The organism is Streptomyces sp. NPDC057743, assembly GCF_042798755.1.
Taxonomy (GTDB): domain Bacteria; phylum Actinomycetota; class Actinomycetes; order Streptomycetales; family Streptomycetaceae; genus Streptomyces.
On record NZ_JBHVJX010000050.1, the window covers coordinates 24,207 to 48,085 of the forward strand.

Here is a 23,879-nt window from a genome sequence, read left to right on the forward strand (position 1 = left end):
TTTTCCTCCCGTGGGGGTGGGGGGGGGGGGGGGGGGGGCGGGGGGTGTGTTTGGTGTCGGTGTGTTTTATCCGCCCCACCCCCCCGCCCCTCCGCCCCCGGCCCCTCGCGTTGTGTGTCGGCTGACGGCGGGTTGTGGTGACTCAAGATCCGTTGCCGCGCCACCGGTTGGGGTGTGGTGTCGCAGGGGTGATTCCCGGCTCGTTGTTGGTCGTTCGCTTACGTCGTCGCGTGGATTACCGCCGCGTCGTCGTGGGGCTTGCCGCGGGGGTGGGTGAGGGAGTGGGGGTCGGCGTTTTCCAGGGTGCGGACGCGGTCGATGAGGGCCTGGGGACCGGCGGTTGCTACCAGCGCCGCACATTCGGGCCAGGTGCCGGCATGGAAGACGTCCACCCAGCGGGCGGCGCCGTCGGTCAGCGCGGTCAGGGAGCGGACCTCGGTGCGCGGGGTGGTGCCGGTGAGGGCGCGGGTGGCGACGGAGGGGTCGGCGGCGGCGGTGAAGAAGCCGCCCTCGGCGTTCCGGAGCGCCTCCACGGCGTGGACGTACTCCCGGGCCGCGGCGGCGCGTTCGGCCGAGCCGCGGGGCAGGGCCCGGACCGCGGCGCGCGCCGCGCACACCGCGGGCGGCAGGGTGTCGAGCCGGGTGTCGCGTACGGGATGCACCGAGCCGTCCGTCTTCGCCACGAGCAGTACGGAATCGGACAACACCAGGTGTTCCACGGTGTCCGCGGACCAGCGGGCGGCGACCACCGTCGCCTGCGGCGTGCGGGGGTGAGAAAGGTCACAGGTTTCGCGGTGGGCGTCGGCCGTTTTAGTCAGGGCCGCGGCCAGTACCTCAGGGAGCGTCATGTCGCGGTGTGAAACCGACAGTTCGAGCATTGCGCCCCCCAGGCGCGCGGTGAACCACGGCACGGAATGGACGCAGCCGACGTCCCCCTGAGGCGGGGTCACCCCGTCCAGCAGCACCAGGGCGCCGCCCTCCCCGGAGGCAGGCAGGGCGACCGATGCGTAGTCCTCGTTGGGGCGTTGGGGGTCGCCCGGCTCCGTGGCGAGTGCGATGCGCATGCCGGAAAGTCTGCCGGAGGTGGCCGGAACGCGGCGGTGGACGGGCGGTGTGGCGGGCCGGGTGAGTAAGGGTGGGCCGGGGCCAGTTGGTGGCCCGGGGCCGGCTGCGGGCGGGCATCCTTCCAGGACCGGCACGCATCTCCAAACCCGGTTTGGGGTTGCGCGGGGTTGCGGCCGAAACTGATGTGGCGCGGAAGTTGATGGTCAAACTGCGATTGTTGTTCACTCGTTCAGGTGGCCGGACATGTGTTGCCGAGCCACTGCGCGGCGCCGGTGGAATGGTCGTTTCCCGGATCAACCGGGGTGGTCAGGACGTTCGTCGCGACGCGCAGAGCCGGGCTGTTCCCCTTCGCGGGATGGTGCGCTGCCGCGTTCTTCGCGCAGATCCGACCCGCGAGCGGTGAGCGAGCCGGGTCCGCGACGCCAACACGGCGTGGGCAGGCGAGAGTAGGAATGCGAGCAGCGGTGCGGAAGAAGCGGCTTCGGGGCGGCGCAGGGAAGCCGGGGTCACCGGCCGGATCGGTCTCGGTACCGGGATCCGGTACGGGACCGGGCGCGACAGGCGACGGCGCGGACGGCTCGGGACGGCGTCCCGCGCGGGTCCGCAACCGGCTGGTGGGAGCCGTGGCCGTGGTCGCCGTGGCGGTGTTGGGGGCCGGCGCCCCCGCCGTGCTGACCGCCGCCGACAATGCGGGCGGCAGCCAACAACTGGTCGATCTCGCCGGGGTGAACGCGAAGGCCATCACCCTCGCGCACTCCCTCGCCGACGAGCGCGACGCGATGACCGCGTACGTCGCCGGCGGGCGCACCGGCCGCAACGTCAGCCAGGCGCCCACCGAGTCCCAACGCGCCCAGGTCGACCGGAAGATCGACGACCTGCGCGGCCAGGCCCCCGGCGGCTCCGCCGCGTTCGCCGCCGCCGACAAGCTGCTCAAGCAGCTGCCGGACACCCGGCAGAAGGCGCTCGCCGGGCCCTCCACCGCCGACCAGGTCTACGACTCCTACAGCGAGGTCGTCCAGGCGCTCGGCGGGATCAGCGACGACATCGCCCGGGGCCTGCCCGCCCGGGCCGACGGCGGCGCCGCCGACACCCGTGCGCTGCCCGCCCTCGGCCGGGCCGTCGACCAGGCCGCCGCCACCCGGGCGTTGCTGCTCGCCGGCCTCAAGGCGGGCGGCAGCCAACCGCGGTTGACCGCCGCCGCGCAGGTCGCCCACGTCCGCGCGCAGGGCGCGCTCGGCGACTTCAACCAGGCCGCGAGCCAGCAGGCCCGGGACCGCTACCAGCGGACCGTCAACGGCAGCGACGTCGACACCGCCGAGCGCTATCTGACCAAGCTCACCGACCGGCCCTACCTGGACGCCGCCGACATGGCGTTCAGCCGGAGCCGGGTGGAGGCGGCCCTGACCGCCCGGGTCGGGCTGATGCGGGGCGTCGAATCGGCCCTGGCCACCGCCGAGATCCAGCGGTTGGGCCAGCTTCGCGACGACGATGTGACGGACCTGGAGATCGCGGTCGGGCTGGAGGGGCTCTGCCTGCTGGTGGCCGTCGGCACCGGCATCTGGGCCGCCCGCACCCTGACCCAGCCGCTGGCCGCGCTGCGGATCGGCGCCAAGCGACTGGCGGCCGACCCCGGCCACGAGGAGCCGATCAACTACCAGGGCCGCAACGACGAGTTCGCGGCCACCGTCCGGTCGGTCAACGCGCTGCACGCCCAGGTCGCCGAGACCGCCCGGCGCACCGCCGAACTGGAGGGTGAGCGCAAGCGGTTGATCGGCGGACGGCAGCGGCTGGTCGCCGAGCGGGAGGTCCTCCAGGAGCAGGCGGAGGCGCTCAAGGAGGAGGCGGCCGCGCTCACCGAGCGGCTGGCGGTGCTGCGCACCGGCATCCACGGCCGGTTCGTCAACCTCTCGCTGCGCACCGTCGGCCTGGTGGAGCGCCAACTCGGCGTCATCGAGTCGCTGGAGGAGTCCGAGCAGGACCCGGAGCGGCTGGAGACCCTCTTCAAGCTGGACCACTACGCCGCGCGGATGCGCCGCAACAGCGAGAACCTGCTCGTCCTGGCCGGCGCCGAACAGCACGGCAGCAGCCACTCCGGGCCGGTGCCGCTGCTGGACATGCTGCGCGCCGCGGTCAGCGAGATCGAGCGGTACGAGCGGGTGCGCATCGCCTCGCTGCCGCCGCACGCCCAGGTCGCCGGGTTCGCCTCCGACGACATCAGCCACCTGGTCGCCGAACTCCTGGAGAACGCCACCGCGTTCTCCCCGCCGGACGCCCATGTCGAGCTCTCCGGCTGGCTGTTGGAGAGCGGCGAGCTGATGCTCTCCGTCGAGGACGAGGGCATCGGGATGACCGCCGACCGGCTGGCGGAGGTCAACGAGCGGCTCGCGGACGCCGAGTCCGCCTCGACGTCCGAGACCGTGGACGAGGCGCTGGGCCTCGGCCTGTACGTGGTGGTCCGGCTGGCCGCCCGGCACGGGGTGCGGGTCCAGCTCCGGGAGCGCAAGCAGGGCGGCATCACCGCCGTCGTCGTGCTGCCCGGCTCGATCCTGCCGAACCGGCCGGGGCCGGGGCCGGTGCCCCAGGGCGGGGCGGCGGGCACCGGCGGGCCGACCCTCCCGGGCTCGATCGCCGAGGCCAACTCCAACACCCTCCAGACGCGGGCGAATCGGCTCGACCCGGCCGGCCCGCCGGCCCCTGCGGAGCCCGTAGCACCGACCCCGGCGCCCGCACCGACCCCGGCGCCCGAGCCCGCCCCGGCGTCGCAGGCCGCGCCGGAGCCCGCGCCCCAGGAGCCGGCCGCCCGGCGCGGCCTGGCCGGCGACCCGTTCGTCGCCGCGGCCGAGCGCGCCATCGACGCGGCGGGGCTGGGCACTTCGGCCCAGGCCCCGGCGGAGCAGACCCCGCCGGCCGCGCCCGCCGTACCCGCCCAGTCGAAGGCCGTACCGGAGCCCGTCGCACCGGAGCCCACCGCCCCGGCGCCCGAACTGAGCCCGTACGGCCCGCAGTCGGCCGGCCCGTACGCCTCCGCGGGGAACGCCGCCGGGGCCCCGGGCCAGGCCACCGGCGAGCACACCCGCCCCGGGGAGGCCGCGCCGCAGGGCGCGTCCCCGACCGAGGGCGCCCCGGGCGTCCCGGCGCCCGGGAAGGGCCGGCACGCCGCCCCGGCGCCGGCCACCGCCGACCCGTACGCCACCGGGCCGGACCAGCACGCCCGTCCCGTCCAGGGCGGGGAGTCCGCCGGAGCACCGGAGCCCACCGCGGCCCCGGACCCGGCGTCCCAGGGGGAGGCGGCGCAGGCGGCCCCCGGCACGGCCGGACCACCGCGCCGGACCGCCACCGGGCTGCCCAAGCGCACGCCCAAGAACGTGGCGCAGAAGAAGGCACCCACCGCTCCCCGGCGGACGGGCGCTGCCAACGCCGAGGCACTGCGCCGCCGGCTCGGCGGCTTCCAGCAGGGGGCACGAGACGGCCGGCGCGACGTCGCCGCCGAGATCGCGGAACGTACCGCGGAGCAGACCATCCCACACACCGACACCGACGGAGCGGGGGCCCCGGGAGACAGCCGGATCGGCGAGGAGGCACGCGAGTGATGGCGCAAGCGCCCACTGCTTACGGACACGGGTTGAGCACCCAGGCACGCAATCTGCACTGGCTGCTCGGGAATCTGGTCGACGAGGTCCCCGGCGTCCGTTCCGTCGCGGTCGTCTCCTCCGACGGTCTGCTGCTGCTCTCCTCCGACCCCGACCGGGGCGGGGCCACCGCCGGCCACGGCGGCGAGCAGGGCGGCCCCCGCGGCTCCAGCGCCGACCTCGCCACCATCGTCTCCGGCCTCGGCAGCCTCACCAACGGGGCGGCCAAGTTGATGGACGGCGGCGCCGTCAAGCAGACGATGGTCGCGATGGACGAGGGCAGCCTCTTCGTCATGTCGGTCAGCGACGGCTCGCTGCTCGGCGTGCACGCCACCCCGGACTGCGACATGAGCGTGATCGCCTACCACATGGCCCTGTTCGTCGGTCGGGCCGGCCATGTCCTCACCCCCGAACTCCGCACCGAGCTGCGCAAGTCGATGGAGAACGTCCAGTGAGCAGTAGCCCGAAACTCCCCGTGCGCGGCGGGGAACGCAAACCCGCGCGGGTCCGCCCGTATTCGCTGACCGGCGGCCGGACGCGCTTCGGCCACGTGCTGCTCGTCGAGACGTTCGTGGCGGCGCTGGACGCCCCCGAGGAGCGGCGCGAGCTCACCTCCGGCGGCTGGGGGGACCGCGTGATGCCGGAGATGCGCGCGATCGTCGAGCTGTGCCGGCGGATGCGCTCGGTCGCGGAGATCTCCGCGCTCCTCAAGATGCCGCTGGGTGTGGTCCGCGTCCTGCTCAGCGACCTCGCAGACCAGGGAAAGATTCGCGTCTACGGCACCGGGCACGGCACCGGCCGGCCCGACCGCGCGCTGCTCGAAAGGGTGCTGAGTGGACTTCACAGGCTCTGACACGATAGCGGCCGGCACGGGGCCGGCCGCCGGCTCCACGGCACCGGCCGCCCCGGCCACCGCCGACGACGCGGGGCTGCAGAGCTGGCAGACGGACCGTTCGCAGGCGCCGATCGCCACCAAGATCGTGGTGGCGGGCGGCTTCGGTGTCGGCAAGACCACCTTCGTCGGGTCGGTCTCGGAGATCACCCCGCTCCAGACCGAGGCGGTGATGACCGAGGCCAGCGAGGCGACCGACGACCTGACCGCGACGCCGGAGAAGACCACGACCACGGTCGCCATGGACTTCGGCCGGATCACCCTCGACCAGGAACTGGTGCTGTACCTCTTCGGCACCCCCGGCCAGCAGCGCTTCTGGTTCATGTGGGACGACCTGGTGCGCGGCGCGATCGGCGCGATCGTGATGGCGGACACCCGGCGGCTGGAGGACTGCTTCCCGGCGCTGGACTACTTCGAGAGCTGCGGGCTGCCGTACGTCGTCGCGGTCAACCACTTCGAGGGGACCGAGCTGTACGAGGTGGAGGACGTCCGCGATGCGCTGACCGTCCCGCCCCAGGTGCCGATCGTGGTGATGGACGCCCGGCGCCGGCCCACGGTCATCAAGGCGCTGCTCGCGCTGGTCGGCCACGCGCTGGACGTCACGCCCGAGTAGCCTCCCCCTTCCGCCACCCCCTCCCCCCCCGAACCGCAGGAACGAAAGAAGCGCCGCCATGCGGAAGATACTCATCGTCGGAGCCGGCCAGTCCGGTCTCCAACTCGCCCTCGGCCTCCAGGCGCAGGGCTACGACGTCACCCTGATGTCCAACCGCACCGCCGACGAGATCCGCTCCGGCCGGGTCATGTCGACGCAGTGCATGTTCCACACCGCCCTCCAGCACGAGCGCGACCTGGCGATCAACTTCTGGGAGGGCCAGGCGCCGCGCATCGAGGGCCTGGGCGTCTCGGTCGCCGCCCCCGGCAGCCACGCCGAGCCCGGCGGCAGCCAGCGCGCCATCGACTGGGTCGGCAAGCTGGACGGCTACGCCCAGTCCGTCGACCAGCGGGTCAAGATGGCCGGCTGGATGGAGACCTTCGCGCAGCGCGGCGGCCAACTGGTCATCCACGGCGCGGCAGTCTCCGACCTGGACTTCTTCGCGCAGCGCTACGACCTGACGCTGGTCTCCGCCGGCAAGGGCGAACTGGTGTCGATGTTCGGCCGGGACGCTTCCCGCTCGCCCTACGACTCCCCGCAGCGCGCCCTGGCCGTCGCCTATGTGCACGGCATGGGCCCGCGCCCGGAGCACCCGGAGTTCGACGCGGTGCGCTGCAACCTCGTGCCCGGCGTCGGCGAGCTGTTCGTGATGCCGACCTTCACCGTCAGCGGCCGGGCCGACATCCTCTTCTGGGAGGGCATTCCGGGCGGTCCGGTGGACGCCTTCCAGGGCGTGCGGGACCCCAGGGAACACCTGGCTCTCACGCTGGAGTTGATGAAGACGTTCCTGCCGTGGGAGTACGCCCGCAGCGCCGGCGTCGAACTGACCGACGCCAACGGCACGTTGGCCGGCCGCTACGCCCCGACGGTCCGCAACCCGATCGGCCGGCTGCCCTCCGGCGGCCTGGTGCTGGGCGTCGCGGACGTGGTCGTCGCCAACGACCCGATCACCGGCCAGGGCTCCAACTCGGCCGCCAAGTGCGCCGCTTCCTACCTCTCGTCCATCGTCGAGCGCGGCGATGGCCCGTTCGACGGCGCGTGGATGCAGGCCACCTTCGACCGCTACTGGGAGACCGCCCAGCACGTCACGAAGTGGACCAACGCGATGCTGGCCCCGCCGCCGGAGCATGTGCTGAACCTCATCGGCGCCGCCGGCCAGCTCCAGCCGGTCGCCGACCGGTTCGCCAACGGCTTCAACGACCCCGCCGACTTCGAGAACTTCTTCTTCGAGCCGGAGAAGACAGGCGCCTACCTGGCGTCGCTGACCGGAGCCTGACGGGCTTCTGGCCAGCATTCTTGCGGCCGTTGTTGGTCGTTGTCGGTCGTCGTCGGCACTTGCCGGACGGCCCAGAGACGGCCCGGCGGGGTCGCTAACGTTAGCGACCCCGCTAGCGCCAAATGAGCCTGCACACCTGCGAGTTAGCAGTTAGCAGGCCCCGCTGCGTTGATAGGGCGAGCGGTGCCAGCGGAAGCTCACGCGGGCCCGTCAGGTGCTATCGCTAACCCTTCGGGCTCGGTCTCGCCTGTCATCCACCTGTCGCCTGTCTGTCACCTGTCTGTCGCCTGTAACGCCGAGGTCAGAGAGGGGTACAGGCGCCAGAGAACAGGCTGACGCCCCCTTGCCGGCCAGGGTGACAGGTGACAGACAGGAGTGCCGCGCGCAAGCCGCGCGCCGCGCCGTACGGTGCCGGGTACTGCCGCGCGCCAGCCGCGCGCCTCGCTGCCGTAGCCGCGCGCTGCCGCGCGGCCGGGGCGAATCTGTCGCGCGCTGCCGCGCATGTGTCGCGCAGCCGGTGAGGGTGGATCAGGTTCGCGGGATGACGGTCTGAGTTCGCAGACGGTAGCCGCTGAGCCGTGTGAGGGCCTCCCACACGGTGCCTCCCACAGACCTCCCACAGACCTCCCACATGCCTCCCACAGCTTGTGGGAGTCCCACACGGCTGTGGGAGGCGCTGACCTGCATGTGGGGGTGTGGGAGTCCCACAGAAAACGTCCCCGAAAGAGCCCTCCGAGCCAGGAGAATGGGCCGTGGGCTGCTTCCTGCTGTGGGTGTGGGGCCTCCCACAAGGAGCCGGGCGGCCGGACGCGGAGCGTCACGCTTCAAAGAGGACGCCCTTCGGGCGACGACCTTTCGGCGCCTACGCCCCGGGGCGTAGGCGCCCGTCGGCGGGGCGCTAGATCTAGCAGGCAGCGTTGCTAGGTCTAGCACCCCCGCTAGCAGCCTGAAGGGCGCCTGAGCAGGCATCTAGCGTCTAGCAGTGGGGTGCTGGACGAGCCCCAGAATCCGGGCGCGGGAGGACTCGCACGCTGCCGGAGGTGCTAGGACTTGAGTAGGTGGGGGTTGCCCAGCTCATGCTGGCGCTTAGGCCCGCCGGGCGTGCGGGAGGCGGGTGGTCTCTTCTCCGCCGATGTGGGTAGCCAGGGGCTCTTAGTAGGAGAGAGCCCCCCTCTAAGAGCCTTGCTCCACCTCGTGCTTGTCGAGGGCGCCGTGCGACCGCACCACGGTCGGCGCCGCGCGAAGGCCGCCCCTGCCTATGTAGCGGAAACTTTTTGGATTTGCCCGGCTCACCCGGCTCACCCGGCTCAACCGCAGGTCAGGGGCGTGATCGGGAGTCGGGGTCGCCCGGCTCAAACCCGGCTCACACCCGGCTCAGCCCGGCTCAGCGCCACTGGACGGTGCGGTGGGCGGGCTGGTGCGGGTCAGGGCTAAGAGCTGAAAGGACGCCCTGACGGGCGACGCCCCTCGGCGCACCACTGCCGGACCGGGCGCCGGCCGGTTCGGCGGGGTCCGGCCGGACCGAGGCGGGTGGCCTTCCAAGGAGGGATGGGGCGGGGGTGGTCTCTTCCCTTGGCCGCTGGCGGCACCCGGACAACGGCTGGGCCGATTTCACTCTCAGTACAGGGACCCTGCTCAGGGAGGGAGGGAGAACTCCCTGACTGCCTCCCTCGCTCCAATTCCCCATACTGGCCTGCGGTTACCTGTGGTTAGGGAGGCAGGGAGGCGCTTCGCTGGCCCATCCTTTCCCTCCCAAAGAAGGAGTATCGGGTGAGGGGACTCCTCCCTCCCCGAACGGAGAGTGATGAAGCCTCGACTGATGGAGGCAGGTGGTGGAGGCGCCGGAATCTGATGGAGAACTCCATCAGAGGGTCCACCGCCGCCTCCATCTGACCTCACCTGCGGAAACGCCGCCTTGATGGACCTGGTGGACCTGATGGAGGCCCCCTTCCAACCGGGCTTCACAAGGCCGAATTTCAGACCCTGAGGCACTCCTCGGCGCGGCTACAAAAAACAAGAGGAGCACCCGGCGCCACGGTGCTCCTCTTGTTCGTGCAGTGTGCGCCGCCGGCCAAGGGAAGAGACCACCCCCGCCCCATCCCTCCTTGGAAGGCCACCCGCCTCGGTCCGGCCGGACCCCGCCGAACCGGCCGGCGCCCGGTCCGGCAGTGGTGCGCCGAGGGTCGTCGCCCGTCAGGGCGTCCTTTCAGCTCTTCGCCCTGACCCGCACCAGCCCGCCCACCGCACCGTCCAGTGGCGCTGAGCCGGGCTGAGCCGGGTGTGAGCCGGGTTTGAGCCGGGCGACCCCGACTCCCGATCACGCCCCTGACCTGCGGTTGAGCCGGGTGAGCCGGGTGAGCCGGGCAAATCCAAAAAGTTTCCGCTACATCAGAGAACTGGAGCGGAGCCCTGTCAGGGATGGGGGATCAGATTCCGCGATCGTCGAAACGATGTTGGGTGAGTCGGGCGGGCCTCTGAGCGAGCCAACCGGACACCTCGTTGGGGTCCGTCGTGGTGCGTACGTGCTGGAAGCCGTGCCGGAGGTAGTAGCGGTGCAGGCTGGCGTTCGTAGTCCACGCGTCGAGGCGTAGCCACCGTGCTCCCTGCCGCGCGGCCCGGTCTCCCGCCCAATCGAGAATTTGGCCGCCTAGGTCACGACCGGCGTACCGACGATCGACGGTGAGTTTATGCACGTAAAGGGCGGGTTCTGCGCGCTCCTCTGGAGTCCAGAGGTCCCACAGCTCGGGATCAATGGCATGATCAAGCGTCACGGTCGCCGCCGCTTCACTGTCAGCGCTCTCTCGAATCAAGAAGACCTCGCCGGCCAGCACGCTTGCCGCTATGTGCTCCTCCGGGAAAGGCGTGGACCACTGATCTGTCCCCAGCGGCGCGAGCCACGTTGCCGCATCTCTCCGGAACCGCACAAGGCGCGGCACGTCAGCGAGTGTTGCCCTCGTGATGATCACTCGCTGTCCTCCTGGGGGGCAGTGCGCTCGTAGACGACAACGTGACGGTCACCGGGCAGGATGCAGGACGTGACCTGCACTGGACGGCCGTCACGGTCGTGCCCGGTACTGATCAGTTCGGCGACAGGTGTGCCGGCGGAGAGCTTGAGTCGTTCCACCTCATCAGGTCTCGGCATCCTGACGTAGATCTCGTCTAGGGCCTGCACCAGCTTGCAACCGAGCTCTGCGAGCACCTGGTTGGTACCGCGCTCGACGCTCCCGGGGGTCATCCACTCCGACCCTTCGACCAGCTTCAGGGCCACGTAGGAGTCGTCGGTGGCGAAGGGCTCCTGGCTGTCGACGTAACTCGTTCGCCGCCGCACGGCGACGTGTTCCCCTTCGGCGAGTTGGAGGCGGCGGCGGATCGACTCAGTCGGGAGACAGGTCTCCACTTCGATCGATTGGCTTCCGTCTCGCCCCTCTGACTCCAGCAGGTTCGTGAAGATGTCGACGGTCGGGGGCTTCCGGCGGAACTCACTCTGGGGCCGGTACACGAGGGGACGCCACGCCCGAACGAACACGCCGGCACCTTGCCGACCCTCCACGAGCCCATCCCCCTTGAGCAGGGCAATCACCCGGGCGATGGCCTGGGGGCTGATGTCGTACTGGGCGGAAAGTTCCCGAGTGCTGGGCAACTTGGTGCCGGGGGGGAACTCACCTGAGTCGATACGAGTCCGCAGGTCAGAGGCGATCTGGTGAATCCGCGGCGTGGTGTCGGGGCGACTGCGATTCGGCATGAGGACCAGCTTAGCGGCACTTCTCATGAGAAGAATCGAGCTTCTCATGAGAAGTCGTTGACGGTCGGCCGTCGACCCCTCTACCTTCGGTACATCACTTCTCATGAGAAGTGATTCCGCAAAGCCCGTGCCTCTGTTCAGGGGCACCGCCATGCCTGAAACGGGCTTGGTTTGTCGTAGAGGAGCGGCGTCCCGCCTGCCAGCAAAGTCGCCGCTCCCCGACCCGAAAGGGGTATCTCCATCATGCACGCTTCTTTGGCTGAGCGTCCGGCCCGCCCCCAGAAGTCCGTACAGCCCGCCTCTGGGCCCCTTCCCCTCCTGGTGGAGCGCCGCCTGCCGGGTGAGCTGTTCCCCCGGGTTCCGGTCCGCTCGTTCCAGCTGACCCGGGAGCAGGTTGCCTCCGCGCTGTTCCTCCAGCGCCGCACTTTGGACGTGCTCCCCACTGACATGGAGCTGTTGGACGCGGCGGGGCGGGCGTTGGACTTCCACGGTCTGTCCGGGGTCACCGCCCGCATCGCTGACTTGGAGGCGGAGGACGCCCCGGAGCGCGACGTCAACGACGCTTGGTGCTACGCGTATCGGCTGTGCGTGGAGCACTGGTATCAGGACGCCGTCTCCGAGTGGATCGGCCAGTATCTGATGGCGGCCGCGCTGTACGTCTCCGACGCTCCTTCTACTGCCCTTAGGCGGCTGAGCCCGGCTGAGTTCGATGGGCACCTGGCCGAAGGCGTCGCTCGCATCGGTGTGCGGGCGCTGGTGCGGCTGGGGGATGGCGCGCGGCGCGAGTTCGGCAACCCCCACATGGATCGGGTGCCGGAGAGCTGGCTGGAGGCCGATTACCTGGCCGCTATGCCCAAGCGGGGACGCCGTAAGGCGTGCCACGAAGCCGCGATGGCACGGCAGTTGGGAGGGCCTCGCGCCCTGATGGTCTGGTTCGATGACGGCCGTTACGCGGTCGGAGCGACCCCGCCGGAAAACCCGTTGACCGCTGCCTACGACGCGCAGTTGCGGGCGCGGGCCGCCCGTCGCAAGGCTCGGGTGGCCGCGTGAGTTACCCCCGGCCGCATCTGAATGCGGCCGGCCGTCGGGCGAGGAAGCGCACCCTCGCCCGGCGGGACGGCCGCCGCTGCTTCTACTGCCGAGAACCGTTCACCGCCGATCTGCGGAACGCCACGATCGACCACGTCGCGCCGATCTCCCTGTTCGTCACCTGGCGGACCGAGAACCTGGTGCTGGCCTGCCGCCCCTGCAACACCACGAAGAGCAATCGACTGCCGCTCTCGATGGCGCTGCTGCTGTGCGCCCAGGCGGCCGACCGTGACGCCGGAGTCACGCAGGTCAGCACTCAGGTGCCCCACACCGTGACGCCCGTCGTGACGGCCGTGACGCCTTGGCCCGTCACGCCCGATTGGGTGCTGTTGGCTCGTCTCGCGCACGCCAACCAGTCGGCTTACGCGGCCACTTGGGCGCCCGATCGATCGGCCCTCCCAACCGCCCAACGGTTGATGCCTGACCTGCCGGTTCGGCCCGATCGATCGACCCACCGATCGACCCCCGCCTACGGCGCCGATCGGGACGCCCGATCGACCGGATCGGAGGCCGGTGGTCTCTTTCCGACTCTCACGATTCACCCCGCCGACCGCGATGCGGCGAAGGAGGCAGCGTGACCAGCTTCGACCGCGAAGAAGTACCGCCCCCGACCAACCCCATGGCCGTGGCCCGTCACCTGTCCCCGTACTGGCTGCGCGACGGCGTCCTGACGTTGCGGCACTGGCGCGGCACCTGGATGCGCTGGGAGGACAACTCCTGGCGCGAGATGGACGGCGAGGAGCTCCGGGCGTGGCTCTACAAGCGCCTGGAGCACGCCACTTACACGGTCCGCACGCCCAAGGGCGAGCAGGAGGACCGGGATTGGGCGCCGACGGCGCGGAAGGTCGCCGACCTGACGCAGGCCACCACCGCCGTAACCCACCTCTCGCCGCGCGTCGATCCGCCGGCATGGATCGACGAGGACGGCGCCACGGGGCGGGACGACGGTCCGATGGTGGCGTGCACCAACGGCCTTCTGCGGGTGGCCGATCGGGCGCTGCTGGACCTGACCCCGCAGTTCTTCAACCTGGTGTCCGTGCCGTTCGACTACGACCCGGACGCCACCGCCCCCACCTGGCATGCCTTCCTGAACAAGGTATGGCCGGATGACCCGGAGGCGATCGCTGCGGTTCAGGAGTGGTTCGGGTACGTCCTGTCCGGCCGGACCGACCAGCAGAAGATTCTCCTCATCATCGGCCCGACCAGGTCCGGGAAGGGCACCATCGCGCGGGCCCTGTCCACGCTGGTGGGCGAGGGGAACATGGCCGGGCCGACGTTGGCCAGCATGTCCACGAACTTCGGCCTCTCCCCCTTGCTGGGCAAGTCGTTGGGCCTGATCTCCGATGCCCGACTGGACGGGCGCGACAGCAGCAAGGTGGTAGAGCGGCTGCTGGCCATCAGCGGGGAAGACCCGATCGACATCGACCGGAAGTTCAAGCAGCCCTGGACCGGCAAGCTCCCCACCCGGCTGATGATCCTGTCCAACGTGCTGCCGAACTTCGGTGACAGCAGCGGCGTGATCGCCAACCGGTTCGTGGTGCTGCGCATGGAGGTTTCCTGGCTCGGCAAGGAAGACCCCACCCTCGGCGACAAGTTGAACGCTGAGATGCCCGGCATCCTCAACTGGGCGCTGGACGGCCTCGATCGGCTCCAGCGCACCGGCCGCCTGACCCAACCGGCCTCCTCCCGGGAGGAGATCACGGCCATGCAGGACACCGCCTCACCCACCAGCGCCTTCTTGCGGGAACGCTGCGAGACCGGCCCGGAGTGCACCGTGAGCGTGGACCGGCTCTGGGCGGCCTGGCAGCAGTGGGCCATGGACAGCGGCGTACCGGCCGGGTCGAAAGCCATCTTCGGCAGGAACCTCCTCTCCGTCGTGCCGCAGCTCCGCCGCAGCAAGCCCCGCGGGCCCGACGGCTGTCAGGTGCCCACCTATACGGGCGTCGCTCTCCTCTCGGACCCCGACCTCGACCTCATGGGGCCCACGCCCCCGGCAACCGGGCGCCCCGGCATCTACAACCGGCCCCCGGGCGAGGAAACGAGCGATGCGGCGTCCACCCTGCCGGGTTTGCGGTGCTCGGTGTGTGAGCGGCCGATGGCGCCGGAACTCACGGCCGCCGGACACCTCGTCCATCCCGACTGCCATACGTCGCTCACCGAGCACCACGACGCCCCGCCCGCCGGTTCTCCGGCCGCGGGCATCAGTGGGCCGAATGTCGGCCCGTGCGTCCGCTGCAAGACCCCCACCGTCCGCTACGGCCCCTTCGGCACCCCCCACTGCCGCAACTGCCGCTGATAGCCCGGAACGGAGACACCATGCCCAGCCCTACGGCCACACTCCGGCGCGGCTTGCCCGATCGCTACCTGACGCCCGAAGACCTGGTTGCCCTCTTCTCCCTGGAGAGCGTCGAGACGGTCTACGCCTGGCGCCGCAAGCGCACCGGCCCGCCCGGGTTCCGCGTCGGCAAGCACGTCCGCTACGACCCCGACGCCGTTCGCGCCTGGATCGACCAGCAGACCGCCCAGGACGACGAGTAGCCACCCGCCACGGTGCCGCCGAACCACCGGTCGGCGGCACCGCCCGGCAGCCCGTTTCGACGCCAGCGGCCCGCACTTCGAGGGTGCCGGACCCCGTTCCGGCGACAGGGGCCCGCACTTCGGGGGCACCCGCCAGCGTTTCGGCGCCAATCGTGCCCGTTCCGACGCCAGCCGTACCCCTCTACCGGCCCCGCCCGGTAGAGGCGCCCCTCTACCCCGGTAGAGGGGGCCGGTAGAGGGGTCTGACCTGCGAAGTAGCGGGGGTAGAGGGGGCGGTCGCCCCCGCCCCTCGCCCCCGAAAACCCACTTCACCCAGCACGCCCACACCGAGGAGAGAACCAGCATGTCCACCCGCACCGCGGCCGACGACTACCACGGCAAGCCCCGCCGGTACCGCGTCTACCTCATCACCAACGGCAAGGCCAGCAAGGCCAAGACCTTCCGCACCCACCGCGAGGCCCAGCGCTGGCTCGCCAAGACCAGGACCACCTACCTCCGCCACGACGCTCCCTGACCGCCATCAAACGTGGGGAGGCGTTTGGGGAGGCACGGAAATCCTGGGGAGTCCTCCCCAACCGCCTCCCCAGCCCGCCTCCCCAGACCTGACCAGCACAGACACCCGTTTTGGGGAGCCTGGGGAGGCTGGGGAGTTGGCCCGCGCAGGGGCCCAGAACCCCTGAAAAGCGCCTCCCCGGCACCCCTTCACCGCCTCCCCAAACACCCTCCGTGCTAGCTACCGAGAAGGGAGTCAGCCGCATGGCTGGCCACATCCAAGACCGCTGGTACAAGACCGAGACCGACGCCAACGGCAAGACCACCCGCGTCAAGACCGACCGCCACGGCACCGGGTTGCGCTACCGCGCCCGCTACATCGGCCCCGACGGCACCGAGAAGTCCAAGAGCTTCCGGGACGGCCAGAAGCGGCTTGCCGAGAAGTGGCTGAGCAACATCGAGGCCGACATGTCCCGCGGCGAGTACGTCGATCCGCGGGCCTCCCGGACCACCTTCCAGCAGTACGCCGAGAAGTGGTTGAAGGCGCTGGAGGCGGACCCGAACACCCTGGAGTCGATGCGGTCCCAACTCAAGCTGCACGCCTACCCGTACCTGGGGACACGCCCGCTCGGCTCGTTCAAGCCGGGGCACATTCGGGAGTGGACGGCAGCGCTCAAAGAGGCTGGGATTCCTGGCCCGTACGCCCAGGTCATCTACGCCAACGTGCGGGCCGCGTTGAGCGCGGCGGTGGACGACGGGCACCTGACCCGCAATCCGTGCTCGGCGCGGTCGGTCAAGCCGCCGGCCGTGGAGCGCAAGCGCGTGATGCCCTGGTCTGCGGAGCGGGTGTTCGCGGTGCAGCATGCCATGCCGGAGCGCTACCAAGCGATGGTCGACTTGGGGGCGGGGTGCGGCCTCCGGCAGGGGGAGATCCTCGGTATCGCCCTGGACGCGATCGACTTCGACACCGACACGGTTCACATCGTCCAGCAGCTCAAACTCAGCAACAGCAAGCCAGTGTTCGCCCCGCCCAAGGGCGGGAAGCTGCGCGACGTGCCGTTGCCCGGGCCTGTGGCTGACGCGCTCCGGGCGCATATGAAGCGGTTCCCGCCGGTGGAGATCACGTTGCCGTGGAAGGTCGGGGGCGGGCCGTCGGTGACGAAGCAGCTCATCTTCACCGCGCAGGGCGGTAATCACGTGTGGCGGCCGAGCCTCAACGAGGAGGCGTGGAAGCCGGCCCTCGCCGCGGCCGGGGTCATCCCCGAGCCCGAAGACAAACGGGATGGCTACCAGGCCGCACGGGAACACGGCATGCACGCCCTGAGGCACTTCTACGCGTCCGCGCTCCTGGACGGCGGAGAGAACATCAAGGCCGTCAGCGAGTACCTGGGGCACGGGGACGCCGGGTTGACGCTCCGGATCTACGCCCACCTGATGCCAAGTAGCCAGGAGCGGACGCGGGCGGCGATCGCGTCCGTCTACGACAAGGCCCAGAATCCGCGCTGACGGCCCAGAGACGGCCCACGGAGCACTGTAGGTCTGCTAGTTGACGGGAAACCGCAGGTAGCGGGCCTACGGCCTTGCGTGTGTACTTCTCCGAGCCGGAGAAGACCGCCGCCTACCTGGCGTCGCTGACCGGCTGACCCAAGGGCCGGCGAAGGGGCCGGCGGCCGTTCGCGGACCGCCGGCCACCGGCGTCAACGGCGCTTCCTCCAGGGCCACTTGAGGGCGAGGCCGGCCTGGCCCTCCGGGACGTAGGTGTACCGCCAGCCGCGCGGCAGGCCCAGGCGGCCCGGCGGGCCGGGGACCCGGCGGTAGACGTGCACCTGTGGCGGCCGACCGTCGTCGCGGGGGACCGGGATCTCGTAGCTCTTCGGGGGCAGCCCGGTGGGGCCGACCAGGACGGGCAGGACCCGGCCGTCCAGGGGACCGCCGACGAAGAGGGTGTTCTCGCTGCGCACCGGCTCAAGTCTTACAGCAGGTGGGCGGCGTCGCTGACGACGGGGAGGAGGCGGCGCGCGAAGTCGCCGGCCGGCCCGTCGTGGGCCTCCAGCTTCAGCGCCGCCCGGATCACCCGGGCGGTCTCCGCGTCGCGGGCCGCGGTGGCGGTCATGAGCGCCACGAAGTGGTCCACCAGCCAGTCTCGCAGCTCGGCGCGGAGCGCGGCACGCGGTGCGGCGCCGGCCGTCCCAGGGCTCGGGGGAGAAGTCGAGAGCTCGGGAGAGGAGTTGAGCGCCTGGGGAACGGCGCTGGTGCTTGCACCGGAGGGCTGCTTGTTCTCGTCGAGCCAGATCAGCGAGGCGGCCTCGACCGAGGCGATCCACATCCGGACCGTCGTCCGCAGCCGCGGGCTCGGCTCCGGGGCGCCGAGGTGGAGCAGGATCTGCTCGGCCGCGGCCCGCCGGACCTCGTCCACGATCGCGGTCGTCCGGGACGTCTCCACCACGCTGCCGCCCTGGAGCAGCGCGGAGAACCCGGCGTCGTGCTGGTCGACGAAGGTCAGATAGCGGTCCAGGGCGCGGCCGAGCCGCTGGGTGAGCGGGCCGGTCTCCGGCTCCGCGAAGCACTGCTCCAGCTCGTCGGCGGCGCTGCGCAGCGCCGCCTCGTACAACTGCTGCTTGCCGCCGGGGAAGTAGCGGTAGACGAGCGGCCGCGAGACCTCGGCCGCGGTCGCGACGTCGTCCAACGAGACGTCCTCCGGCGCGCGCTGGGCGAACAGGCCCAGCGCCGCGGCCAGCAGCTGGCTGCGGCGCTGCTCCACGCTCAGCCTGCGGTAGGCGGGTCTGGGTACTGCTGGGGCGGTGCCGCTGCCGTTCATGAACAGCAGCGTAACCGCCGGGGTTTCAGCGTCGTACAGGTGCTCGGGTCCCACCGGTCGCAGAGGGGGCGATCAGGCCAACAGCCCCGAGCTGCGCCACAGTCGGCGGCCGACGCCGCGCAGCACCCCGATGTCATCCAGGAAGTCGGTCAACCGGCGGGCGCCGTTCTGCATGACCTCGCGTCGGTGGCCGCTGGCCTTTACCTGGGCGACGGCCTCGTTCCGGTCCAGGCCGACGTTGGTGTAGACCTCGGGGTTGACGAACGCCACCGCGAAGATCCGGGCGAACTCGCCGGAGGTGACCCGGGTGAACTCCTGCGACCACTTGGGCGCCGTCACCATCTGCCGCCGCAACTCCTCGCGGGCGTAGCGCACGTGCCGGGCCTCCTCCACCACGTGGATCCGGGTGACGCCGCGGACCAACGGCTGCACCCGCTCGTCGGGGAAGGTCAGCCGCTGCATCCAGTCCAGCACCTCCTCGCCGAGCAGGGTCGCGGTGAACGAACCCGGAGTGGTGGAGATCGTCTTGAAGAGGCGGCCGAGGTTGTGGTGGATCCGGCTCACCGGGTACCAGGGCGTGTCCCCGCGGGAGATCAGCCGGGCGAACATCTTCGAGTGCCGGCACTCGTCCTCGATCTCGGTGAGCGCGTACCGGACGTGCGCGCTGGTGGCCGGCTTGTCGTAGATGTGCCGGACGAGCAGCTGCATCAGGATCATCTCGAACCAGATGCCCAACGAGGCCAGCGCCGCGGCCTCGTGCTGGGAGAGCAGGATGCGCTGCTCCAGGCTCATCCGCCGCCACAGCGGGGTGTCGTAGAGCGACACCAGCTCCGGCGGCCAGAACCACTTGCCCTCCTCGAAGGGCGCGTCCCAGTCGAGCTCGGCGTCGGGGTCGAAGGAGTGCTTGGCGGAGGAGGCGAGCAGCCGCTCGGCGACCTGCTCCCGGTCCTTGAGGACCCCGAGGGCGTCCCGCAGGACGTCGATGTCCGCCACGGTCATTGCGGTGGGCGCGCTCGTCATGGCTCTGGCTACACCTCACGGTCGAAAGTTACCCGCGGTCACATGCGGCTCCCTCTTATGAGACTGCGCGTCAGCAAGCGCGTCAATCCCTCGCGCACGACTTCTTGACCCGCCGGTAACGAGCGTGTGAACCTGCCAACGGCCGGCCCCGCAGCGGGCGTTGGCGCGCCAAGGAGGTACCGGACGGTGTCCATCCGAGAGCTGTACGTACGAGACCCAGGCGATCCCCTCTGGACCGTGCCGGCCACCGGCGCGGCCCGCTTCAACTGGGAGTACGACGAGGGGCGCGACCGGCTGCTGGCCCTCTACCAAAAGGGCAAGGACAAGCAGTGGGACGCCACCACCCGGATCGACTGGGACCTGGAGGTGGACCCCAAGGACCCGCTCGGCACCCCCGACGAGTCCCTGGCCCTGTACGGGACGAAGTACTGGGGCCGGATGACCGAGAAGGACCGCGGCGACCTCCGACAGCACTTCACCGCCTGGCAGTTCAGCCAGTTCCTGCACGGCGAACAGGGCGCGATGGTCTGCGCCGCGCGGATCGTGGAGTCCGTCCCCGACCTCGACGCCAAGTTCTACTCGGCCACCCAGACCATGGACGAGGCCCGGCACGCGGAGATCTACGGCCGCTTCCTCAAGGACAAGGTCGGGATGCTCTACCCGGTCGACGACAACCTCCAGGCGCTGCTGGCCGACACCCTCGCCGACTCCCGCTGGGACATGCCCTACCTCGGCATGCAGGTCCTCATCGAGGGCCTGGCGCTCGCCGCGTTCGGCATGATCCGCGACACCACCAACAAGCCGCTGCCGCGGCGGATCCTCGCCTACGTCATGCAGGACGAGGCCCGGCACGTCGCCTTCGGCCGGATGGCGCTGCGCGACTACTACCGACAGCTCACCGACGCCGAGCTGCGCGAGCGCGAGGAATTCGTCATCGAGGGCTGCTACTTGATGCGCGACCGGCTGCGCGGCGCCCAGGTCCTCGCGGACTTCGGCATCCCGCCGCGGGAGGCCGCCGAGCTCACCGAGGGCTCCGCGTTCCTCCAGCTCTTCCGGAAGCTGCTGTTCAGCCGGATCGTCCCGTGCGTGAAGGACATCGGCCTGTGGGGCGAGCGCCTCCAACGCGCCTATGTGGACCTCGGCGTCTTCGAGTTGGGCGACGCCAACCTCGATCTGCTGATGACCCAGGACGAGGAGCTCGCCGAACGGCTGGACGCCGAGCGGTTCGCCACCGAGGAGGCGGCCCGCACGGCGGAGGTGGCCGAGGCCGTCGCCCGGGGCGCCGACGCCGAGTGAACTCCGCGCCCGCCGTGGCAGGATCCGCCCATGGACACCGACGACCGACGGCGCGCCGCGGTGCGCGGCAGCATCGAGGGCCTGGCGCACGGCGACGCCTTCGGTGAACGCTTCTTCCCGCTCCTGGGGACCGAGGAGGAGGCCCGCGCACTGATCGCCGCCCGCCGCCTACCCCCCGACCCCCACTGGCACTGGACCGACGACACCGCCATGGCCCTCGACCTGCTGGCCGTCCTGGTCGAACACCACGAGGTCCAACAGCCGGCGCTGATCGCGCGGTTCGCCGCCACCCACCGCGCCGACCCCGGCCGCGGCTACGGCCCCGGCATGCACGCCCTGCTGTCCCGCGCCGCGGTCGCGCCCGACGACTGGCGGCAGTTGGCGCACGCCCTCTTCGGCGGCGAGGGCAGCCTCGGCAACGGCGCCGCCATGCGGGTCGCCCCGCTCGGCGCCTGGTTCCACCACGACCTCGACCGCGCCGCCGAACAGGCCGCCCGCTCCGCCGAGGTCACCCACGCCCACCCCCAGGGCGTCGCCGGCGCGGTCGCGGTGGCCGTAGCCGCCGCGCTCGCCGTCCGCGGCACCCTGGCCCTCCCCGAGATCGCCGCCCGCACCCCCGAGGGACCGGTACGCGACGGTCTGCTCCAGGCCGCCCAACTCCCGCCCGACACCGCCCCCGAGACCGCCGCCACCACCCTGGGCAGCGGCCACCGCGTACGCGCCGAGGACACCGTCCCGTTCGCCCTCTGGTGCGCCACCCGCCACCCCGACGACCTCCCCACCGCCCTGTGGACCACCGCCGCCGGCCTGGGCGACGTGGACACCACCTGCGCCATCACCGGCGGCGTCCTGGGCGCCCGCACGGGGACGGGGGCACTGGGGGAGGAGTGGGCGCGTAGGCGGGAGCCGTTGCCGACGTGGCTCGACGAGGTGTGATCACGACACACGGAAGGGGGCGGGGGCGGAGGGGCGTGTTGTCGGACGCGAAGCGAAGCAGTCCGACAACACACCCCGGAGCCCCCGAACCGGCACCACGACGCCACCGGGGCACACCCCCGGCGCCCCGAGCCGAGCCGGCCGGAACCGCCTGCCCCTCACCCCGCGAGGAACCCGCCCAACTCCTCGTCCAGCCGCGCTGACCGCAGCTCCGGCAACGCATGGTGCCCCACCCCCGGCACCGTCACGACCCGCGCCCCCGGCAACACCCGCCCCGCCACCGCAACCACCCTGTGCACGTCGTGCGCCCGACTCCCCCCGGCCACCAGCACCAGCACCGACGCCCCGGCGGCCCCCAAGCGCCCGATCTCCGGCTGCGCCCCGGTGACCGGCCGCACGCCCCGGAACTCCCGGCCGCCCACCCCCATCAGCCGCACCACCTCGGGCGCCACCCCCGGACCACCGCCGCACTCCCACGCCAGGAACCGCCGGGAGGCGGCCTCACCGGGCCGGACCAACAGCGGTACCGCCCGCACCAGATACGACGCCCGGTACCCGGCGAAGACCTGCGTCGGATCGAGCAGCACCAACCGCTCCACCCGGTCGGGCGCGTGCACCGCGTAGCCCGCCGCGATCCAGCCCCCGTACGAGTGCCCCACCAGCGCGACCCGGTCGAGCCCGAGCCCGTCCAACAGCCCGTCCAGCCAGGCCATCAGGTCGGCCGGGCGGCGCAACGGCCGCCCGGCGGGCCGGGTCAGCCCCGGCGTGCCCGGCACGTCCACCGCGTGGACCCGGTGCGTCCGGGCGAGTTCGGCGACCCGCGCGTACCAGCCGGCGGAGGTGGTCCCGCCACCGCCCAGCAACACCAGCGGCGGCCGCCCGACCGCCCCGCAGGCGTTCACCCGCGTGGTGCCGAACTCCCCCTCCCGCTCGACCCGTTCGACCGGCACCGGCCAGAGCGCCAGGGCCCGCCCGTACGCGGCGCGGAACGCGGGGGACGGCGAGGGCGCGGACGGCGCGGCGGGGCCGGAGGGCGTGGGGCTCGCGGACACGGGTACCTCCGGTGCGCGGAAGACGACGGACGGGCGCGGTGCCCGACCGCACGCCTCGCAAGTGCCGTGCCCGTCAGGACAGTTGGTGATCGTACGTCGCGTACCGCCTACCGCCTACCGTCGTCCGGACCGGGCCAGCCACCGGCCCTCGTGCCGGGACACCTCGATCGGCCGCCCGAAGCAGGCCGTCATCCGCTCGCCCGTCAGCACCTCGGCGACCGGCCCGAGCGCCTGCACCCGCCCGTCGCGCAGCAGCACCGCCCGGTCGATCGCCGGGGACAGCTCCTCCAGGTGGTGGGTGACCGTCACCGTCGCCAACTCCGGCCGCCCGACGGCCAGTCGGTGCAGCGCGTCGATCAGGTCCTCCCGGGAAGGCAGGTCCAGGGCGTTGAACGGCTCGTCGAGCAGCAGCAGCGACGGGTCGGCCATCAGCGCGCGGGCGATCAGGACCCGGGCCCGCTGGCCGCCCGAACAGACGCCGAACGGCCGCTCCGTCAGCTCCTTGCAGTCCAGCTCGGCCAGCAGCTCGTGGGCCCGCTCCCGGGTCTCCCGGTCGTACTTGCGCCACAGCGGCTGCACGGTGCCGGTCGCGCCGGTCAGCACCACGGTGTGCGCGGTCGCGTCCTGCGGCACCTTCTGGGCGCTGGACACCAGGCCGATGGCGGCCCGCAGTTCGCGCACGTCGACGCGGCCGAGCCGGTGGCCGAGCACCTCGACGGTGCCGACGGTGGGGAACATCAGCGCGCCGATCAGCCGCAGCACGGTGGTCTTTCCGGCGCCGTTCGCGCCGAGCAACGCCCAGTGCTCGCCGGCGCGCACGGTCCAGTCGATGCCGTCGAGGATGACCTGGTCGGTGGTGTAGCGGCGGACGCCGACGCCGGCGAGGGCGGCGATCACCCGCCCCGTGTCCGGGAGTTGGGGTTCCGAGGGCTGCGAGGGACTCATCGCGACAGGTTAGCTCGCCGCGCTTGGCGGGCCGCCCACGTTGTTGGCTGTCCCGCCGTGGCGCCTGCGGCGCGGGCTTTGTGTCCGCTGCGCGGGGCTGTCGGGGTGCGGTGACGGGCCTCCGGGGGCGGTATGCCAGACTGCTTCGCTTTACGTCTGGCCTACCGCCCCCTCCGACCCGTCCCCTCCCGTGGGTGGGTGGATTTCTGTGGGTGGGGGCTGGCCCTTGTGGTCCCCCGACGGTCACTGCCCGTTGGCTGGGGCCGCCTGTCCGCTGACGGTCACCACTCAACCGTGCGGCCCGAGTTGGCCCACCGGGCGGACGTGGCAACCACCGTTCTTACCCACCCCCCACGGGAGGGGACGGGCCGGAGGGGTGGGGGGGGCCGACGTAAAACGAAGCAGTCTGGCACCCCCCCCCCCCCGGGCCCCCCCCC

21 protein-coding genes are annotated in these 23,879 nt (G+C 71.6%); 13 read left to right on the forward strand and 8 right to left on the reverse strand.

What is annotated here, in order from left to right; all coding sequences use genetic code 11:
- Positions 1–218: 218 nt before the first annotated feature.
- Positions 219–1,064, reverse strand: a complete 846-nt coding sequence (locus ACFVFQ_RS34755) for a hypothetical protein (protein WP_383423918.1) — start codon at positions 1,062–1,064, stop codon at positions 219–221.
- A 615-nt stretch (positions 1,065–1,679) separates the two neighbouring features.
- Between ACFVFQ_RS34755 and ACFVFQ_RS34760 the strand changes: the two genes are divergently transcribed.
- From ACFVFQ_RS34760 to ACFVFQ_RS34780, 5 genes are all read left to right on the forward strand, one after another.
- Positions 1,680–4,655 (forward strand): nitrate- and nitrite sensing domain-containing protein, encoded by a 2,976-nt coding sequence (locus ACFVFQ_RS34760; protein WP_383423921.1) that lies wholly within the window; start codon positions 1,680–1,682, stop codon positions 4,653–4,655.
- Positions 4,655–5,149 carry a roadblock/LC7 domain-containing protein gene (locus ACFVFQ_RS34765; RefSeq protein WP_383423923.1) on the forward strand — a complete coding sequence of 165 codons (495 nt, stop codon included), beginning with the start codon at positions 4,655–4,657 and terminating at the stop codon, positions 5,147–5,149. The genes ACFVFQ_RS34760 and ACFVFQ_RS34765 overlap by 1 nt, the downstream gene beginning before the upstream one ends.
- Positions 5,146–5,547 (forward strand): DUF742 domain-containing protein, encoded by a 402-nt coding sequence (locus ACFVFQ_RS34770; protein WP_274913306.1) that lies wholly within the window; start codon positions 5,146–5,148, stop codon positions 5,545–5,547. Before ACFVFQ_RS34765 ends, ACFVFQ_RS34770 begins: the two co-directional genes overlap by 4 nt.
- A gap of 76 nt (positions 5,548–5,623) precedes the next feature.
- Positions 5,624–6,199: an ATP/GTP-binding protein gene (locus ACFVFQ_RS34775; RefSeq protein ID WP_383423966.1), complete on the forward strand. Its 576-nt coding sequence runs from the start codon at positions 5,624–5,626 to the stop codon at positions 6,197–6,199.
- A gap of 58 nt (positions 6,200–6,257) precedes the next feature.
- Positions 6,258–7,514, forward strand: coding sequence for a styrene monooxygenase/indole monooxygenase family protein (locus ACFVFQ_RS34780; protein WP_383423926.1), 1,257 nt, complete (start codon positions 6,258–6,260; stop codon positions 7,512–7,514).
- 2,426 nt (positions 7,515–9,940) lie between these two features.
- Here ACFVFQ_RS34780 and ACFVFQ_RS34785 read toward each other — a convergent pair.
- A complete protein-coding gene (locus tag ACFVFQ_RS34785; RefSeq protein WP_383423928.1) occupies positions 9,941–10,480 on the reverse strand; it encodes a GNAT family N-acetyltransferase in 540 nt (179 codons plus the stop codon).
- The gene (locus ACFVFQ_RS34790; RefSeq protein WP_383423931.1) at positions 10,477–11,409 is read right to left on the reverse strand and encodes a GntR family transcriptional regulator; all 933 of its coding nucleotides are present in this window, start codon (positions 11,407–11,409) and stop codon (positions 10,477–10,479) included. Before ACFVFQ_RS34790 ends, ACFVFQ_RS34785 begins: the two co-directional genes overlap by 4 nt.
- Positions 11,410–11,499: 90 nt before the next feature.
- Here ACFVFQ_RS34790 and ACFVFQ_RS34795 point away from each other — a divergent pair, with 90 nt between their 5' ends.
- From ACFVFQ_RS34795 to ACFVFQ_RS34820, 6 genes are all read left to right on the forward strand, one after another.
- Positions 11,500–12,306, forward strand: a complete 807-nt coding sequence (locus ACFVFQ_RS34795) for a hypothetical protein (protein ID WP_383423934.1) — start codon at positions 11,500–11,502, stop codon at positions 12,304–12,306.
- Positions 12,303–12,923, forward strand: a complete 621-nt coding sequence (locus ACFVFQ_RS34800; protein ID WP_383423937.1) for an HNH endonuclease — start codon at positions 12,303–12,305, stop codon at positions 12,921–12,923. The genes ACFVFQ_RS34795 and ACFVFQ_RS34800 overlap by 4 nt, the downstream gene beginning before the upstream one ends.
- Positions 12,920–14,641 carry a phage/plasmid primase, P4 family gene (locus tag ACFVFQ_RS34805; protein WP_383423939.1) on the forward strand — a complete coding sequence of 574 codons (1,722 nt, stop codon included), beginning with the start codon at positions 12,920–12,922 and terminating at the stop codon, positions 14,639–14,641. The genes ACFVFQ_RS34800 and ACFVFQ_RS34805 overlap by 4 nt, the downstream gene beginning before the upstream one ends.
- 20 nt (positions 14,642–14,661) lie before the next feature.
- Positions 14,662–14,883 carry a helix-turn-helix transcriptional regulator gene (locus tag ACFVFQ_RS34810; RefSeq protein ID WP_383423942.1) on the forward strand — a complete coding sequence of 74 codons (222 nt, stop codon included), beginning with the start codon at positions 14,662–14,664 and terminating at the stop codon, positions 14,881–14,883.
- Between the two features lie 343 nt (positions 14,884–15,226).
- Positions 15,227–15,397, forward strand: coding sequence for a hypothetical protein (locus ACFVFQ_RS34815; RefSeq protein WP_383423945.1), 171 nt, complete (start codon positions 15,227–15,229; stop codon positions 15,395–15,397).
- A gap of 242 nt (positions 15,398–15,639) precedes the next feature.
- Complete coding sequence (locus ACFVFQ_RS34820) at positions 15,640–16,881, forward strand: tyrosine-type recombinase/integrase (RefSeq protein ID WP_383423948.1); 1,242 nt, start codon at positions 15,640–15,642, stop codon at positions 16,879–16,881.
- Between the two features lie 191 nt (positions 16,882–17,072).
- Here ACFVFQ_RS34820 and ACFVFQ_RS34825 read toward each other — a convergent pair whose 3' ends face one another.
- From ACFVFQ_RS34825 to ACFVFQ_RS34835, 3 genes are all read right to left on the reverse strand, one after another.
- A complete protein-coding gene (locus ACFVFQ_RS34825; protein WP_383423950.1) occupies positions 17,073–17,336 on the reverse strand; it encodes a hypothetical protein in 264 nt (87 codons plus the stop codon).
- An 11-nt stretch (positions 17,337–17,347) separates the two neighbouring features.
- Entirely contained in the window at positions 17,348–18,193 is an 846-nt protein-coding gene (locus tag ACFVFQ_RS34830) for a TetR/AcrR family transcriptional regulator (protein ID WP_383423953.1), read from the reverse strand.
- A 72-nt stretch (positions 18,194–18,265) separates the two neighbouring features.
- Complete coding sequence (locus tag ACFVFQ_RS34835) at positions 18,266–19,192, reverse strand: diiron oxygenase (RefSeq protein ID WP_383423968.1); 927 nt, start codon at positions 19,190–19,192, stop codon at positions 18,266–18,268.
- Positions 19,193–19,399: 207 nt separating this feature from the next.
- On the opposite strand from ACFVFQ_RS34835, the gene ACFVFQ_RS34840 reads away from it, so the two are divergent.
- On the forward strand, positions 19,400–20,509 hold the full coding sequence (locus ACFVFQ_RS34840; protein WP_383423955.1) for a ferritin-like domain-containing protein: 1,110 nt from the start codon (positions 19,400–19,402) through the stop codon (positions 20,507–20,509).
- Between the two features lie 30 nt (positions 20,510–20,539).
- Positions 20,540–21,445, forward strand: coding sequence for an ADP-ribosylglycohydrolase family protein (locus tag ACFVFQ_RS34845; protein ID WP_383423958.1), 906 nt, complete (start codon positions 20,540–20,542; stop codon positions 21,443–21,445).
- A gap of 158 nt (positions 21,446–21,603) precedes the next feature.
- Here the strand turns inward: ACFVFQ_RS34845 and ACFVFQ_RS34850 are convergent, their stop codons facing one another.
- The gene (locus tag ACFVFQ_RS34850) at positions 21,604–22,497 is read right to left on the reverse strand and encodes an alpha/beta fold hydrolase (RefSeq protein WP_383423960.1); all 894 of its coding nucleotides are present in this window, start codon (positions 22,495–22,497) and stop codon (positions 21,604–21,606) included.
- A 114-nt stretch (positions 22,498–22,611) separates the two neighbouring features.
- Positions 22,612–23,442: an ABC transporter ATP-binding protein gene (locus tag ACFVFQ_RS34855; RefSeq protein WP_383423962.1), complete on the reverse strand. Its 831-nt coding sequence runs from the start codon at positions 23,440–23,442 to the stop codon at positions 22,612–22,614.
- Positions 23,443–23,879: the final 437 nt, after the last annotated feature.

Excerpts from the sequence above, each read along its gene's own strand:
- ACFVFQ_RS34815 (WP_383423945.1), top strand. The coding sequence starts at position 15,227 with ATGTCCACCCGCACCGCGGCCGACGACTACCACGGCAAGCCCCGCCGG.
- ACFVFQ_RS34755 (WP_383423918.1), bottom strand. The coding sequence starts at position 1,064 with ATGCGCATCGCACTCGCCACGGAGCCGGGCGACCCCCAACGCCCCAAC.
- ACFVFQ_RS34845 (WP_383423958.1), top strand. The coding sequence starts at position 20,540 with ATGGACACCGACGACCGACGGCGCGCCGCGGTGCGCGGCAGCATCGAG.
- ACFVFQ_RS34765 (WP_383423923.1), top strand. The coding sequence starts at position 4,655 with ATGGCGCAAGCGCCCACTGCTTACGGACACGGGTTGAGCACCCAGGCA.
- ACFVFQ_RS34835 (WP_383423968.1), bottom strand. The coding sequence starts at position 19,192 with ATGACCGTGGCGGACATCGACGTCCTGCGGGACGCCCTCGGGGTCCTC.
- ACFVFQ_RS34820 (WP_383423948.1), top strand. The coding sequence starts at position 15,640 with ATGGCTGGCCACATCCAAGACCGCTGGTACAAGACCGAGACCGACGCC.
- ACFVFQ_RS34830 (WP_383423953.1), bottom strand. The coding sequence starts at position 18,193 with ATGAACGGCAGCGGCACCGCCCCAGCAGTACCCAGACCCGCCTACCGC.
- ACFVFQ_RS34795 (WP_383423934.1), top strand. The coding sequence starts at position 11,500 with ATGCACGCTTCTTTGGCTGAGCGTCCGGCCCGCCCCCAGAAGTCCGTA.
- ACFVFQ_RS34790 (WP_383423931.1), bottom strand. The coding sequence starts at position 11,409 with ATGGCGGTGCCCCTGAACAGAGGCACGGGCTTTGCGGAATCACTTCTC.
- ACFVFQ_RS34810 (WP_383423942.1), top strand. The coding sequence starts at position 14,662 with ATGCCCAGCCCTACGGCCACACTCCGGCGCGGCTTGCCCGATCGCTAC.
- ACFVFQ_RS34780 (WP_383423926.1), top strand. The coding sequence starts at position 6,258 with ATGCGGAAGATACTCATCGTCGGAGCCGGCCAGTCCGGTCTCCAACTC.
- ACFVFQ_RS34855 (WP_383423962.1), bottom strand. The coding sequence starts at position 23,442 with ATGAGTCCCTCGCAGCCCTCGGAACCCCAACTCCCGGACACGGGGCGG.